At 69.1% G+C, this 16142-nt stretch carries 8 protein-coding genes and 1 pseudogene; 1 reads left to right on the top strand and 8 read right to left on the bottom strand.

The features are described 5' to 3' along the window. Positions 1-41 precede the first annotated feature (41 nt). Positions 42-1668 (top strand): annotated as a pseudogene (locus tag KQY30_RS00435) (SulP family inorganic anion transporter). Positions 1669-1671: 3 nt separating this feature from the next. On the opposite strand, the gene KQY30_RS00430 reads toward KQY30_RS00435, so the two are convergent. The 8 genes from KQY30_RS00430 to KQY30_RS00395 form a co-directional block, all read right to left on the bottom strand. Further along, complete coding sequence (locus tag KQY30_RS00430) at positions 1672-3024, bottom strand: cytochrome P450 (RefSeq protein ID WP_217310645.1); 1353 nt, start codon at positions 3022-3024, stop codon at positions 1672-1674. A 428-nt stretch (positions 3025-3452) separates the two neighbouring features. Next, positions 3453-6698, bottom strand: a complete 3246-nt coding sequence (locus tag KQY30_RS00425; RefSeq protein ID WP_217305020.1) for a serine protease — start codon at positions 6696-6698, stop codon at positions 3453-3455. After that, on the bottom strand, positions 6695-7000 hold the full coding sequence (locus KQY30_RS00420) for a trypco2 family protein (RefSeq protein ID WP_217305019.1): 306 nt from the start codon (positions 6998-7000) through the stop codon (positions 6695-6697). Before KQY30_RS00420 ends, KQY30_RS00425 begins: the two co-directional genes overlap by 4 nt. 128 nt (positions 7001-7128) lie before the next feature. After that, a complete protein-coding gene (locus KQY30_RS00415) occupies positions 7129-10104 on the bottom strand; it encodes a glycoside hydrolase family 2 TIM barrel-domain containing protein (protein WP_217305018.1) in 2976 nt (991 codons plus the stop codon). A 78-nt stretch (positions 10105-10182) separates the two neighbouring features. Further along, complete coding sequence (locus tag KQY30_RS00410; RefSeq protein ID WP_217305017.1) at positions 10183-12912, bottom strand: glycoside hydrolase family 38 C-terminal domain-containing protein; 2730 nt, start codon at positions 12910-12912, stop codon at positions 10183-10185. Positions 12913-12968: 56 nt separating this feature from the next. Further along, positions 12969-13826, bottom strand: coding sequence for a carbohydrate ABC transporter permease (locus tag KQY30_RS00405; RefSeq protein ID WP_217305016.1), 858 nt, complete (start codon positions 13824-13826; stop codon positions 12969-12971). Beyond that, positions 13823-14770: a carbohydrate ABC transporter permease gene (locus KQY30_RS00400; RefSeq protein ID WP_217305015.1), complete on the bottom strand. Its 948-nt coding sequence runs from the start codon at positions 14768-14770 to the stop codon at positions 13823-13825. The genes KQY30_RS00405 and KQY30_RS00400 overlap by 4 nt, the downstream gene beginning before the upstream one ends. A 7-nt stretch (positions 14771-14777) precedes the next feature. Next, positions 14778-16115: an ABC transporter substrate-binding protein gene (locus KQY30_RS00395; protein ID WP_217305014.1), complete on the bottom strand. Its 1338-nt coding sequence runs from the start codon at positions 16113-16115 to the stop codon at positions 14778-14780. Positions 16116-16142 lie beyond the last annotated feature (27 nt).

The raw sequence follows: 16142 nt of genomic DNA, 5'->3' as shown, positions 1-16142 counted from the left end.
GGCTGCGTTCCCTCCTGCCCGTACGCGATGATCTCGCCGCCATGCGCCGGGGCCCCCGCCGGGATCTGATGGCCGGTCTGACCGTGGCGATCGTCGCGCTGCCACTGGCGCTCGGCTTCGGCGTCGCCTCAGGCCTGGGCGCTGAGGCGGGCCTGGTCACGGCCGTGGTCGCCGGCGCCCTGGCTGCGGTGTTCGGCGGATCGAATCTTCAGGTCTCCGGACCGACGGGCGCGATGACCGTCGTCCTCGTGCCCATCGTCGCCGCACACGGCACCGGCGGTGTGCTGACCGTCGGACTGATCGCCGGTCTGCTGCTGCTCGTCCTCGCCCTGATACGGGCCGGGCGCTGTACGGCCTACATCCCCGCCTCGGTGGTGGAGGGCTTCACCCTCGGCATCGCCTGCGTGATCGGTCTCCAGCAGATCCCGAACGCCCTCGGTGTCGCCCCCGCCGGAGGGCGACAAGGTCCTGGTGGTGGCCGGCCGGGCCGTCGAGGAATTCGTACGGTCCCCGAACTGGACCGCCGTCCTGCTGGCCGCCGCGGTGGCGGTGACCATGCTGGCCGGGGCCCGCTGGCGCCCCACCGTTCCGTTCTCCATCGTGGCGGTGATCGCCGCGACGATCGCGGCCCAGGCCCTGAGCCCGGACTCCGTACCCACGATCGGGGCCCTGCCCGCCGGGCTCCCCGCTCCCTCCCTCACCTTCCTCGACCCGTCCGCGCTCCCCTCCCTGCTGGCGCCCGCGGTCGCGGTGGCCGCGCTCGCCGCCCTGGAATCGCTGCTGTCAGCCCAGGTCGCGGACGGCATGACGGTCGGGGAGAAGCACGACCCCGACCGGGAACTGTTCGGGCAAGGCCTGGCGAACATCGCGGCACCGCTGTTCGGCGGCGTACCGGCGACCGGCGCGATCGCCCGTACGGCGGTCAATGTCCGTACGGGCGCCTCCTCCCGGCTCGCCGCGCTCACCCACGCCGTGGTGCTGGCGGTGATCGTCTTCGCCGCCGCCCCGCTGGTCTCCAGGATTCCGCTCGCCGCGCTGGCCGGCGTGCTGATCGCCACCGCGATCCGGATGGTCGAGGTCGGCTCCCTGCGGGCGATGGCCAGGGCCACCCGCTCCGACGCCGTCGTCCTGGTGCTCACCGCCGCCGCGACACTCGCCCTGGACCTGGTGTACGCGGTGATCACCGGCCTGGCCGTCGCCGGAGCACTGGCGCTGCGGGCGGTCGCCAAGCACGCCCGGATGGACCAGGTCGACTTCCGCTCCGATCTGCCCGGCGAGCACAGCGACGAGGAACACGCCCTGCTGGCCGAGCACATCGTCGCCTACCGCATCGACGGACCGCTGTTCTTCGCCGGTGCCCACCGCTTCCTGCTGGAACTCTCCGAGGTCGCCGACGTCCGGGTGGTGATCCTGCGGATGTCCCGGGTGACCACGATGGACGCCACCGGCGCGCTCGTCCTCAAGGACGCCGTCCACAAGCTGAACCGGCGCGGTATCGCGGTGATGACCTCCGGGATCCGCCCCGGCCAGCGCCGGGCCCTGGACTCGGTCGGCGCGCTGGACCTGCTGCGGCAGGAGGGCCGGGAGTACGCCACGACCCCGGAGGCCATCGCCGGAGCCCGGGCCCATCTGCGCGCCGCCGGCCTCCTGCCCTCGCACCAGCCCTGAGTACTAGAAGGCGTCCGGATCGATCTTCCCCGTGACCAGACCGGTGAGGAACTGCCGCAGTGTGGACGACGAATCCGCCACCTCCGCCTCCGCTGCCCGGTGTCTGCCCGTCCGCAGGGCGGGCGCGGGTGCCGGGATCTCGTAGCCGTCACGGAGCCGGTACCTGATCGGCAGGGCCCGCAGCCCGCGTACGAACGGGGAGGAGCGCCAGGGGAGCTGGTCCACCGGCACGGCCAGTTCAAGGTGCTCGAACTGCTCGAACAGGCTCTCAAGGGCCAGGGTCGTGATGGTGGTGGCGAGTTCGCGCGACGGGCACTGGCGCGGGCCGGCACCCCACGAGAGATGGGCCCGCGTGCTGGTCGCCCTGTTCGCCGAAGTGCCGTCCGCGAAGCGCGGATCCGCGTGGGTGGCGGCTGTGGCGATCCATACGGGCTCGCCCGCCCGGATGATGTACTCGCCCAGCCGCTGGTCCCTGAGCGGAAACCGCGGTACGAAGTTGGACAACGGCGGCTTGCGCAGGACGACATGGTTGACGGCCTCACGGATCATGCCGGCCGACAGGCTCGCCCGCGCGCGGCCGTCGCCGGTGATGATCTCCACGACCGAGTTGGCTATGAGGATGCCTCCGTGGTCCGCGACCATCCCCATGAGCATGGTCAGTTCATGGGCCAGCTCCGAGGTCGTCAGATTGGGCTGCGCCGCCAGCATGTACGAGGGGAAGTCCTCGCCGGGCCGCCTCCGCTTCTGCTCACCCAGCTCGGCCATGGCGGCGAGCACCCGCGCTGAGGCCTCGGCCGAGTCGGGTCCCGCGTCGAGGATCCGCCAGATGTCCATCAGGGCCTGGTCGTTCTGGGATCCCGACGCGCCCAGAAGCTCGCCCGCGACCATCAGGGGCAGCGGCCGGGAGAACTGCGCGGCCAGGTCCGCCGTACCCGTTCTGCCGCCCTGCGCGATGAACCCGATCAGTTCGTTGGCGGTCCTGCGGATGTTCTCCTTGAGCCTGCGGGTCTGCGGATGGCCCGGTTCCTGGAACGGTTTGAGGGCCGAGTCCCAGGCGGCCCTGTACGTGGCATGGCCGGAGCCGCCACGCGCCATCATGTTCTCGGCCGTCAGCGCGGGGGCAACCGGCCAGTCGTGCGGCACACGGCCCTCGTTGCGGGCACGCCAGTGGTGTATGCCCTTGGGCCACAACGCGTCGTTCTGGAGTATGTACAAGGCTTCCGGATATCCCAGCACCAGCCAGACGGGCACACCCAACAGGTCCACGGGAGCAACGGCGCCATGCCGTTGGCGTAAGCGCTCGTGCACGAGGTCCGGGCGGTCCTGGTACTCACGCCCGAGCAGCGGCTCCGGCATCAGCGACTCCAGGGTGATACCCGGGTAGTAGTTTCCACTGACTTGTTCCACGTCGATCTCTTCCTATGGAGCGGCTCGCCGCGCCATGGGCCACCTGAAGGCGCGGCGGACCGTGCGGTCCTCAACGAGTGCGTACACCTGCCTGGTTGGTGTGATCGCCGCCGACCGCCCGGTCCGTCGTACACGCTGCTCCGGCAAACGGCCCTTGCCAAGCCCGGTGATGTCAAAAGCTTAGGCAACAATTCGCAGGCCACGGCGCTCCGCCGGGCCGGATCCGCCTCGGCGCGACCCTCCGGACCGTCTGTTCCGGCCACCGGTCACGGGGCCGACGACAACACAACCCGTCCGTTCGGCGCCGGGAACACCGGACACCGGACACAACAAGTCAATCCCGCACCGGCCCGGACTTTTTTCGGCGGAACCCGCTTCTATCCGGCTTGTCGGCGCCGTTCCGCGTCGGGAGCCGGACAGACCGTCACCGTGACACCGGGCAGCGCCGGAACAGGGGTTGTCGGCGGTACCCGCCAGAGGATGAGCCGCCGCAGCTCTTCCATCCCGGCGAGAGCGGCGAGTTCGGCTTCGTCCGGCACCCGGTCGAGGAGGATGGAGCGGACGCCGCCCACCGCGGCGAACCTCGTCCGGCGCGCGCCGGCCACCAGACTGAGGTGGCGCACGTGCAGACCGGCCGGCAGAGCCCGTGTGCCGCTCGGCCGCGCGCTCAGCCGCAGGCTGTCCAGCCTGACTCCGGCGAGGGATGTCAGGTCGACGGGTGTGGTGAGCCCGGAGATGACGAGCCGGCGCAGCCGGAGGCTGCCCAGGGGGGACAGGTCCAGGGGCCGGGTCCCCGCCCGCCTTGAGCACCGGTCCAGCACCAGCACCTTGAGCGACCGGACGTTCTCCAGTTGTTCCAACGGGGTCACCCCGTTGTCCCGCAGGGTGAGGCGGCGCAGGAGAGGCAGCTCGGCGAGCGGGGTCAGATCGAATACGTCGTTGCGTATCTGCAGGTCCGTGATGGTCTTGAGGTGCCCGATACGTTCGATCCGGCGGGGGTTCTGCAAGTGGACGCTGAAACGGCTGAAGTCGATCTCGCTGAGCACGTCCCGCGCGTACACCTCGTAGTCACCGAGCCGGCCCCAGGTCTCCAGCAGCTCGCTGATCGACCGGTTGTCCGGCTTCGCGGTGAACTGAAGGATCTTGTCTATGGCTCCCGGTGGGTTCCACTGCGCGGCGATCCGTGCCACGGCCCGTACCACCAGCGCGCCCTGTTCCGCGGGGAGGTCCCCGGGGGCGGGCAGCAGGTCGAGGACGAACGGGCCGGCCGCGGCCAACTGGTCCGCGGCGGCCGTGGTCCGTGGCGGGATCAGTTCGGCCATCGCCCTGGCCACGAGGGCACGCACATCGGGTGAGTTCGGGTCCTGGCGCGGCAGTACGGCGCTCTGCTCCAGAACAGCGGCGGCGAGGAGGTACAGGGTGTCACGGTGCTCGGGTTCCGATCTGCCGCGTTCGAGCAGGTTCAGCAGAACCCTCGTCCGCTCGGTGGGGCGTGCGTGTGCGCCGACCATCACCACCACGTCGTGCCAGTGCGGCTTGTCGGCGTTGTCGAGCATCAGGTTGAGATTTTCCTCCTCGACCACCTCCTTGGCCGCGAGATGGTCACGGAAGGTGCGATGGACGAACTCAATGGAGCGGTCGGGCAGTTCACGCAGCAGGCCGCTCTCATGGGCGAGGTACTCCAGCGTCCGCCGCGGGCTCTCACTGCCACTGCGCAGGCCGAAGAGACTCGCCGCCACACGGCGTTCGGCGACGTCGTGGTCCAGGATCAGGCGGCGATTGGTGACCAGCCAGAACGCCAGCCGCTGGAGCAGCTTCAGCAGTTCCTCGTCGCGCAGCGGCGGATCGCCGCTGTCCGGTCCCATGCTGGCCGTGCCGGCGGTCCCACCGGGTTGCACCTCGGCGCGATGCCGGCGGCGCAGATGGGGCCAGCGCACCAGGAGCAGGTCCACGGCCGCGTCGTAGATCTGCTTGCGACTCTCCGGCAGGTGCTCGCCGCGTTCCAGGTTCAGCGCGCACAACAGGCCGCACAGCAGCGGATTCGCACTCATCCCCCGGAGCGCCGGCCGGTTGGACAGTGTGGACAGCAGACCCTGCTCACACCGCTCCAGCTCCTTCCGGACCTCCATGCCTCCCGGCGTGTCGGGCTGGTCGTCCCGTGCCTTCTTGTGCCACCCGCGCACATACCGGTCCACACTGTGCCGGCTCATCGGGAGCAGGTCGAACCTCTCGAAACCGCGGTCCGCCCACCACTGTTCGGCCACGGTGGACGGGCGGGTGGTGACGATGCACCGGGTGTCGGGATACGAGAAGAGCTGCTCGTCCACCCACTCCTCAAGGTGTACGCGTTCACGTGGGCGTACCTCGTCGAGCCCGTCGAGCAGCAGCAGTACCTTGCCCTCCGCCAGCGTCTTCCGGACCCAGCCGTCGGGCATCTCCGGGCGGAGCGTCTCCGCGACAAGCTCGGACAGGCTAGGCGGGCGGCCACCGGCGAACCGTACGAGTTCCAGAAGGAACGGCACGGCCGAGAACTCGTCAGCTCCGGCGCTCCGTGCCGGGTCGTCGGGCCCGTACGCCCCGTCGGTACGGACACCGCCCGCCGCGACGGCGCCGAGCCAGCGCATGAGCGTGCTCTTGCCGGCCCCGGCCACACCGCGGATCAACGCACGCCGGTGCGAACGCAGCTCCCGGTCGGCCCGCGCTCCGACGCTGACCGTCGCGTCGTCCGACCGGTCGCGGCGCTTGAGCGTCAGAGGTACGTAGCCCATGGTGAACGGCTGTCTGCGCGGGATGCCGCGGGGATCCACCGCGAAGAAGTCGAAGCGGTCGAGCGTGCCGACCATGAACCGGCGGTATCTGGCCGTGAACGCCTCAGCGGGATCGGACGCCCCGTCGCCCGACGTCAGGGGAAGCTCATCGGCGTCCCGGGGCAGCGCGAGCAGTGCCCGCAGCCGGGACTTCTGGTCGGGCTCAAGGCCTCCGTCGAGAGCGTGATCGAGCCGTACGGCCGCCAGACGGCCCAGTCCCTCCCTGGGATGGTGCTTGCTGATGACCCCCACGATTCTGTCGCCGACCCACAGTGCCGCGCCCGACATGCCCTCCCAGGGCGACGGACCGCCGTGCGGCTCCTCGGCCGCGGGCGCCACGGGGATCGTCACCTCCAGTGAACCCTCCCGCCAGTTCGACAGCACCGCCGCGGAGCCCACGGCGTGATGGGCGTCCCGGTACCGCGTACGCTCCCGTACCGGATCCGACGCCGTGCGGTCGTCGTCCCGCAGCTTCCACCGCGGGAAGCCGACCGCCTGTACTTCCAGTACGTGGGGGTGGTTCGCGATCTGCCCGAACTGGGCGTCGGGCACTTGTCTGTCCGGCCGTTGCGCTATGGAGACGACCGCCAGGTCCGAGCCGGAGTCCGCCCACCACGTGGTCGCGGTCGCACTCCACTCCCCGGGGAGATCGGGCTCGAAGCGGACGTTCACCGACTCCGCGCCCTCAACCACATGAGCCGCGGTCAGTATCCTTCCCGGGGCGACCAGATAACCCGAGCCGCGGCGCCCTCGACCGGCGCCGCGGTCCACGATGAGTTCAGCCACCCTGGCCCGGTCGAGCGCGTGCGGGGTCACCGTTCGCCGTCCACCTCGGTACCGGAGATCAACGGCCGGCGGTCAGGCTCTCCGGCCCGCCGGGGATCCAATGTCAAGGTGATCCGCTGTGTCGTGTGGTGCGCGACTCTGGCGTCCGCTCCCAGTTCCACCACCCAGAACCTGACCTTCGCCCCCGGCCCGGCTTCCTTTTCCACCGCGATGGTCAATTCCATCTCCACCGGGCCGAGTTCGAACCGCAGGTCCGCGTTCTCCCCCTCGCGCATCGCCTCGGTGAGCTCCGCACGCAACTGCCGTACCATCTTGGCGAGTTCCACTGCCATGGCCATCCCCCTTCGGCGCCCCGGACGTGACACATCATCACAGTGCATGTGTCCCGCACGCAACGGAGACCCCGTCCGTCGAGACAGGGGACGGAGCGGACCGCCCGGTCAGCCGGCCGCGAACCGAATCAGCCGGCCGTGAAGCGCAGCCTGATCGTGCGGGACTCCGGGCGGAGTGCGAACTCGGGCCGCACATCAGGTCCACAGGCCCGCGAGCCGAGCCCGTGCTGGGCGGCGTCGACGAACAGATGGCTCGTTGTTGAACGCGGAAGCTCGAACGGGTGTCCGGCCCGGGCGATCTGCTGTGGGGTGTGGCGGCTCAGTGTGAAGCCGGGGCGGCGTCCGCGCGTGTCCGGGATCGCGATGACACGCAGCGCGGTTGTGCTGCCACTCGTCAGCGCCAGTTGGCGCAGTTGGGAGCGGTGCCCGGTCTCCTGGGGCCGCGCGTAGTCGACGGAGAGATCGCGGACGGTGGCGGAGAAACGGCCCGTACGCGCCGCGCGGAGACTGTCGGGGTAGGACTCGTGCGGGCCGAGGCCGAACCACTCGGCGCCGTCGATGGGAGCCGCGCCGTCGGGTAGATCGAAACGGATCCCGATCCGGGGCCATACCGTCCGCCACCCGCTCGAAGGCTCCATCTCCACCCGCAGTTCGAGTTCGTCGCCTTCGAGCGACCAGACGGACTCCACCATCACCGACAGGGCGGAATTCGCCGCCGCGACTCTGGCGACCGTACGCAGGGCGTCCGCGGTGCGCTCCACGGAGACCCGCCGCGTGGTCAGCCGGTCGAGACCGTCGCGACGCCACAGTTCGGCGTGAGAGACCCCGGCGACGGCGGCGTCGCTGTCCTCGACCTCTCCGGACGTGCCTTCGTCGTTGTCGGTCGGGGCACGGAACAGTTCCAGCCGTGGGCCCGCCACCTCGCGGCCGGCGAGGCGTACGAGGGACCCGCCGACGAACTCGGCCAGTCCGAGGTCCAGAGTTCCGCCGGTCCGCCGCCAATCGGTCCGGGGCCGGACGCCGGGCACGGCACGGCGCGTCGAACGGTCCAGTTGGGCCGTCGCGATCACATGCCCCTCGTCCGCCCAAGCGGTGCCGGCCGCCAGTACCGCCTCAACGGTGATCCATGTCTCCGAGTCCCGCGACACCGGGATCCACGGCAGCGGCACACGCGCCGACTCGCCCGCCGCGACGACGGGTACCGCCAAGTCCCCGGAATCCACGGGCGTGCCGTCGTGCTCGACGCGCAGGCGGAAGCGCAGGTCGGACGTGTCGGCCGAGTGCCGCAGGTTCGTGATCGCGACATGGTCACCGTCGAAGGTGAACCGGACCGGCTGCACGACTGCCTTGAACTCGTGCAGGCTTGGAGTCGGGACGTCGTCGCTCAACAACATGCCGTCCATCACGAAGTTGCCGTCGTGCACGACCTCCCCGAAGTCGCCACCGTACGCGTAGTACGGCGTGCCGTCCGGGGCCGTCGTCAGAATGCCGTGATCGCGCCATTCCCAGACGAAGCCGCCGTGCAGCCGCGGATGTTCGTGCACCAGCGCCTCGTACTCGTCGAGCGCGCCCGGCCCGTTGCCCATCGCGTGGGCGTACTCGCAGAGCAGGAACGGCTTGGTGCGCTGCCGGGCGCCCTGCGCGGGAGTGCAGTTCAGCAGGGGGGCGCGTGAACCGTCGGTTCCTATCTGCTCGGTTTCGGGCACCGACGCGTACATGCGCGAGTAGACGTCGGTGTATTCGCCCGTGTGGTCACCTTCGTAGTGCACGGGCCGCCCGGCGTCGCGGGCGTGGACCCACGCGGACATCGCGGCGAGGTTGCTGCCGGTCCCCGCTTCGTTGCCGAGCGACCAGATCACGACACTGGGATGGTTCTTGTCCCGTTCGACGGTGCGCTGGACGCGGTCGAGGTACGCCGTACGCCACGCCGGATCGTCGCTCGGATTGCCGGCCCAGTCCAGTGTGGTGAAGCCGTGCGTCTCCAGATCGCATTCGAGGACGACCCAGAATCCGAGTTCGTCGGCGAGGTCGAGCAGCCGTGGATGCGGCGGGTAGTGGCTGGTGCGGATCGCGTTCACATTGAAGCGTTTCATCCGGGCCAGGTCCTCGCGGGCGTGCTCCTCGTCGAAGACCCGGCCGCGCTCGGGATGGGTCTCGTGGCGGTTCATGCCGTGGAACACCACGCGGCGGCCGTTGACCAGGAAACGGTCGCCGCGGATCTCGACCGTGCGGAAGCCCGTGCGCAGGGCGATGCTCTCCGCGGCCGTCGACACGGTGACGTCGTACAGCCGGGGCCGCTCCGCCGACCAGGGCTCCACGCCGTCGATGTCCAGCGGGGCCACATCGGCCGCCGTCGCCCAGACCTGCTCGATGCCGAGTTCGGGGAGGCGCAGTGTGACCGGGAACGCCCCCGGGTCGGCGGTGACCTCCGTGTCGACCCGTCCGCGCCCGTTCTCGAAGCCGGTGCGCAGCCAGACGTCCTCGATGCCTCCCTTGGGCCGCGCGATCACGGTGACATCGCGGAAGATGCCCGGCAGCCACCACTGGTCCTGGTCCTCGACATAGCTGGCCGCCGACCACTGGTGCACCCGGACGGCGACGACGTTGTCGCCGGGGCGTACGGACGACGTCACATCGAATTCGTGGGCGAGCCGGCTGCCGCCGGCGCTGCCGATCTCGTCGCCGTTCACCCACAGCTTGAAGAGCGACTCGACACCGTCGAACCGCAGTACGACACGCTCGGCGTCCGACCAGTCGGCGGGCATGTCGAAGTGGCGGCGATAGTCGCCGGTGGGGTTCTCGTCCGGAACATGGGGCGGGTCGATCGGGAACGGGAACTGCACATTCGTGTAGATCGGCCGGCCGTAGGCTCCGTCACCCTGGAGCACCCAGTGGGAGGGCACCGCGATGCCGTCCCAGCCGCTGTCGTCGAAGCCTTCGGCCGCGAAATCCTCGGCCACCGCCGCCGTCGGCGACAGCCGGAAACGCCACTGCCCGTTCAGCGAACGTGAGGGGGCGTCGGAGTGCAGCCATGAGCGCGCCGTGCGCAGCGCGCCACGCCCTGGTGTGATGTCCGAAACGTACGCGGAAAGCTCGGAGGGCACGAGGTCACAACTCTTTCTTGATGACAGAGGGATCCGAACGTCGGCGGCGTCCGCCGGTTTGTGCGCGGTTGTGGATGTCTAGCGGACCACGACCGTTCGAATCTCCCATGGGCCGAGGGCGAGTTCGAGTCCGTCCGCGACCGGAGTCGTGGAGAGTGGGCGGCCGAGCAGGTCGACCGTGGTGGCTTCGGTGAACGCGCCGGTCACCCGGGCGGTCGATCCCGTGTCGCTCATCGCGGCGAGCCGCACCTCGGTACCGGCACCGCGCTCGTCGTCGGTGACGCGGCGGATGCTCGACACGAAGATGTCCGCGCCTTCGACCCGTACGCCGGCCGTGTCGGGGGGCAGTTGGGCTCCGGCGGGCGCGGTCCCGCGGACGACCAGTACGTCGTTGCGGAAGTCCTCGGCGAGAGCCACCGCGTTCGCGCCCTGCCAGCCGGTCGCCGAGGGCACGACGGCGAATCGGTTCTCGACGCGTACGCCGAGATCCTGCGCGCCAGGTGCGGGGATCTCGCCGGCCGCGGGCTCGTCACGGAGCGGATGGATGTTGACGCTGATCGAGCCGATCGCGCGCAGCAGTGTGATGGCGAGTTCGGTGCCGTCGCCGACGAGTTCGTACTCGGTGGTGTGGTCGAGCAGTACATGGGCGGGGCCGGCCGACACGAACGTACCCGCGGGGAAGGTCGGGATCGGGTATTCGCCCCAGCCCCCCTCGGCGGTGAGCCCGCGTTCGGTGACGGCGAACTGCCCGCCGGACGCCGACACGGCCACGGGTTCCGGGAGCGGTACGTGGAAACGCAGCCGGTGGTCGGCGGACCGGTTCAGGAACGAAGTGGAGACGCGTACGAACGGCTCGCCCGCGCGTACCTCGACGAGTGTCTCCACCGGGGTCGGCACGGTCGTACCGCCGCGCAGGTCGCGGTCGGAGGAGAGCGCGGCGGGCCATTCGTAGACGCGGGTGACACGGATCCTCGAACGCAGCGGGCCGTTCTCGAGGAGTTCGACGGTGGCCTCCGTCGGCTCCGACACGAGTACGTCCCGCGCCGGTGGGGCGTAGTTGTAACTGTCGCCGCGGTCACCGCCGTCGACAAGGCGGCCGACCCCGCGCAGTACGGTGCCGTCGGCTCCGGTCACGTCCAGGGTGCCGTCGGCGGCGATCTCGACCTCGACCAGTCCGTTCGACAGCGCACGGGCCGACGCCGTCGCGGGTGCGAACGCCGTGGACGGCGTGTCGGTACGGTCACCCGGTCCGACCCGGAAACTCGCGAGCCCGGAGGCGGGGACATCCACGGGCACCAGCGCGGTCGCGCGAGCCTCCTCCAGCGTCAGCACCGACCACTCGCCAGGATGCGCGGCGGCCGCGGCAGCGACCTCCCGGCGCAGGATCAGCAGGTCGAACGGTCCGCTGCTCGGCACCTTGGCGAGGTGGAAGACGAGCGAGCCCGGGGTGAGTTCGTAGTGGTCGATCAGACGGCCGAAGAGTTCGCGGCGGTGGATGCGGCGCAGCACACGTTCGAGCTGCGAGGCGTCCATGCGCTCGTCGCTCAGTACGGTCGGAGCCTCCGAGACCGGCTGTACCGGACGCGTCGAGCCGTCTGCCGCGGTCGCGACCAGAACGGTGCCCCCGGGCGGGGCCACGACATCCACCTCGACCAGTGCCGTACGCGGGAACGGCAGTGTGCTGGCGACCAGATGGCCGTCGCTCGGTACCAGTGCGGCGGGCTCGGCGAGTGCCGCGTCCCGGACCGCCCGCGCGGTGTGCGTGGCCTCGGCGAGACGTGCCTCGACCTGTTCGGCGGTCTCGTCGGTGCCGGAGCCCACGACCGAATCGTGTGCGCTCGACTCGATGATCTTGTGCCACGCGAGCGAGAGGAACGGCGAGTCGTCGCGCCGGGACCACAGCGCGTTCATCCGCTCGGCGTGGTCGACGGTGCGCTCGGCGACGGCCATCCGCTGCTTGAGCGCGAGCCGTACGGAGAGCACGCCGGGAAGGATGTTGCCGCGTACATGGCTGCGCAGCTCACCGGTGACGACGGCGGAGACCTCGTCGCGTACGTGCTGACGGATGTACTCGTCGAGCGTCGCGATGATGATCGGGCGCTCGTCGCTGGACGCGCGCCGCAGCCAGGCCGCGAGTTGCGGATCGGGCGCGTTGTGATCGGTTCCGGCCATCGCGAGCACCGGGTCGCCACCCCACCGTTCGGCAGTCATCTCCGCGTACTCGCCCAGCGCGCGCCCGATCTGATCCGGCACCAGCAGGACGTCGAGGCCGTTGTCGTAGCCGTCGAAGAGGAACTCGGTGCGCACTTCGGAGCCGTCGGGAGCGCGCCAGCGGAAGGCGTGACCGTCGACGGAACCGGGAACACCGCGCCACAGCGCCGCATGCCCGATTCCGGCGCGCGCCAGGATCTGCGGCATCTGCGCGACATGGCCGAACATGTCGGGCAGATAGCCGATGGGCATCGAGCCGCCGAGAGCCGCCGCGGCCGCCCATCCCATCTGCAGATTGCGCACGATGGTCTCGCCGGAGCAGAGGAACTCGTCGAGCAGGATGAGCCACGGCCCGATGGCGAGCCGGCCGTCGGCGACCAGTGCCACGACCCGGTCGCGGTTCTCCGGCCGCATCTCCAGATAGTCCTCGATCGCGGCCATCTGCCCGTCGACGGTGAACCGGAAGTCCGGGTTCGCCTCGGCCGTCTCCAGCACGGTGTCGAGCGCGGCGACAAGCCGGTGCCGGAAGACCTGGAAAGGCTCGTACCACTCCCTGTCCCAGTGGAAATGGGGCACGAAGACGGCGGAGTTCTGCATGGGGAGTGGGACCTTCTGTGTCGGCGGGGGAGAGACAGGCGACTGTGGGTTCGGAGTCACTTGAGGGAGCCGGCGGCGAGCCCGGTGCGCCAGAACCGCTGGAGGAGGATGAACAGGATGATCACGGGCGCGATCGAGACCAGCGAGCCGGTGATCACGGACTCCTGAAGGAGCGGAGCGCGGGCGGTCTGGCCGTTCCACTGGTAGAGGCCGAGTGTGATCGGGAAGAGCGACTCCTTCTGCAGCATCACCATCGGCAGAAAGAAGTTGTTCCAGATGGCGACGAACTGGAACAGGAAGATGGTCACCAGTGAGGGTGTCATCAGCCTGAACGCCACGGAGAAGAATGTACGGAACTCACCGGCGCCGTCCAGGCGCGCCGACTCGATGATCTCCTGGGGAACAGCGGCGGCGGCGAAGATCCGGGCGAGATAGACCCCGAACGGGCTGACGATGCTGGGCAGGAACACCGCGAGATACGTGTTGACGATCCCGGTCGCCGAGAACAGAAGGAACAACGGGAGCGCGAGCGCGGTGGTCGGAACGAGGACACCACCGAGGATGACGGAGAACAGGAACTCGCGGCCCCGGAACGTGAACTTGGCGAGCGCGTAGCCGCACAGCGCGGATATCAGGGTTCCGACGGCCGCGCCCAGCACCGCGTAGATCACACTGTTCAGGGCCCATCGCCCGAAGATTCCGTCGTTGCGGCTGAACAGGGTGCCCAGATTGTCGAACAGGTCGAAGTGCGAGAACGCCAGCCCGTTGGTGGAGGCGAGATCGCCCTGCGGTTTGGTCGCCGCGACGATCAGAAAGTAGACGGGCAGCAGGAAGTAGATCGCCAGCAGGAACATCAAGGACATGGCAGCCGTGCGGCTGACGCGGCTTTCACGGATCAGGGGCTGATTGCTCACAGTCCGGCCTTCTTCGAGGTCAGTCGCATGAACCCGAAGCTCAAGACGAAGGTGATGACCGCGATGACCACGGAGATCGCCGCTGCCTGCTGGTAGTTGTTTCCGGAGGCCACCGCGTACGCGAGCATGTTCGGTGTGAATGTGCTCGAGATGTTGGAGGAGATCTGGCGCAGCACGGCCGGCTCGGCATAGAGCTGCAGTGTGCCGATGATCGAGAACACCGTGGTGAGGATGATCGACGGAGTGATGATCGGGACTTTGATCTGCCACGCGATCGCCCAGTTGCTCGCACCGTCGAGCTTGGCGGCTTCGTAGAGCTCCTCCGGGATCGACTGGAGCGCCGAGAACATGATCAGCATGTTGTAGCCGGTCCAGAGCCAGGTGGAGACATTCGCCGCCGACCACAGCACGGCGCCCGGACCGAGGAAGTCGGGCTGGAGGCCGATGCCCTTCAGCAGGTCGACAACGGGGCTGAGCTGCGGGGAGTAGAGGTACGACCACATGATCGCGGCGATGACACCGGGCACGGCGTACGGCATGAACGCCGCGATACGGAAGAACGGCTTGATCTTCAGCAGGGGAGTGTCGAGCAGCAGCGCCATGATCAGTGCGATGAACAGCATGACCGGCACCTGCACGATGCCGAACAGTCCGATCCGTCCGATGCTGGCCCAGAACTCGGTGTTGTGGAAGACCTGTACGTACTGCTCGAAACCGCCGAAGGTCGTGTACGAGGTGCCGTACTGCCCGCCGGTGCGGCGCACGACCCGGAAGCTCTCCCAGAGCGCGTAGGCGATCGGCACCAGGTAGAACAGCACGAACGGCAGGAAGAACGGGATCAGGAACGCGGCGATGGTGCCGGCCCGGGGGCCGCCGCCGTTGTGACGACGGCGGCCTCCGGGTGTCGCCACCACATGGGTCGCGTGGGTCGCGATGTCGGTCATGCTGCGGTCACTTGCCCGCCACGGCCGGGATCGCCTGATCCTTCATCGACTTCAGCGCGGCCTCCTGGGCGGCCGAGAGCGCGTCGGTGAGGGTGCCGCTGCCTGCCGTGGCCTTGGCCATCGCGTCCTGAAGCGCCAGATTCACCGTCTTCTGGGTCGGACCCCAGGTGAAGCTGGTGTCGATGTTCTTGGACGAGTCGGCGAACACGTCGAAGATCTTCTGGTTGTTGTAATACGGGACGCCCTGTGAGAGTGCGGGAAGCTTCGCACCGGCGGTGGCCGCCGGGTAGAGGCCGCCCAGCTTGTTCTCCAGCGCGAGGGCCTCCGGGTCGGTGTTCAGCCAGGAGTTGAACTTGACCGACTCGTACAGATGCTTGTTGCCCTTCATGAACGCGACGGTGGAGCCGCCCCAGTCGCCGGACGCGGCGCTCGAACCCCAGGTCGGCATCGGGACGATGGTCCACTTGCCGGCCTGGTCGGGCAGGTTGTCGCGGAACATGCTGTAGCCCCAGGCGGCGCCGACATAGGTGGCGAGCTGGTTCTTCTGGTACGCGGCGTACATCTGGGTCGAACCATGGGCGAGGTCGGTACGGACGAGCTTGGCGTCGATCAGCTTCTGCCAGTACTCGGCGACCTGCTTGCTCTGGTCGGACGCGACGCTGACATGCCACTTGTCACCGGAGTACGCGTACATCTCGGCGCTGTTCTGCCAGAGGAGTCCGTTGAACCACTCGGCGTTGTTCGGGTCGAAGGACGTGATGGTGAGGCTGGGGTCCGCGCTGTGCAGCTTCTGCGCGTCCGCCGCGTACTCGTCCCAGGTCTTCGGGATCGTGAGGCCGTGCTGCTTGAAGATGTCGCCGCGCACATAGAGGGCCATCGGGCCGGTGTCCTGCGGGAAGGCGAACACACCGGTACCGCCGAAGCTGGCCTGCGACCAGGTCCACGGCACGAACTTCGACTCGGCCGCGGTGGCCGCCTCGCACGCCGAGGCGTCCACGAAGGCGTTCTGGGTGCGCAGATTGGGGAGTTCGTCGTAACCGACCTGAGCGAGCTCCGGAGCCTTGCCCGCCTTGAGGGCGTTGCCGATCGTGCCGTACTGGTCGTTGGAGATGTTCTTCGTCTCGACCTGGATGTCCGGGTTCTTCTTGTTCCACAGGGCGACGACCTGGTCCATGCCCGGAACGGTGTTCCAGTACTGGAGAGTGACCTTGCCCTTCGCGGGCGCACAGGGGGCCTCGGACGCGTCGTTACCCGACGGAGCGGGCGACGAGCACCCGGCGAGTACGGCGATACTGGCTGCCGCGGCGACGGCGGCTAGGCGGATACGCGTGACTGTGCTGCTCATATCTTCCGTTCCAGAGGACGACTAGCG

The organism is Streptomyces sp. GMY02 (genome assembly GCF_019056675.1).
Classification (GTDB): Bacteria; Actinomycetota; Actinomycetes; order Streptomycetales; family Streptomycetaceae; genus Streptomyces; species Streptomyces odonnellii.
Note: the sequence above shows the minus strand (reverse complement) of the source record. Positions and strands in the feature narration are given on the sequence as shown.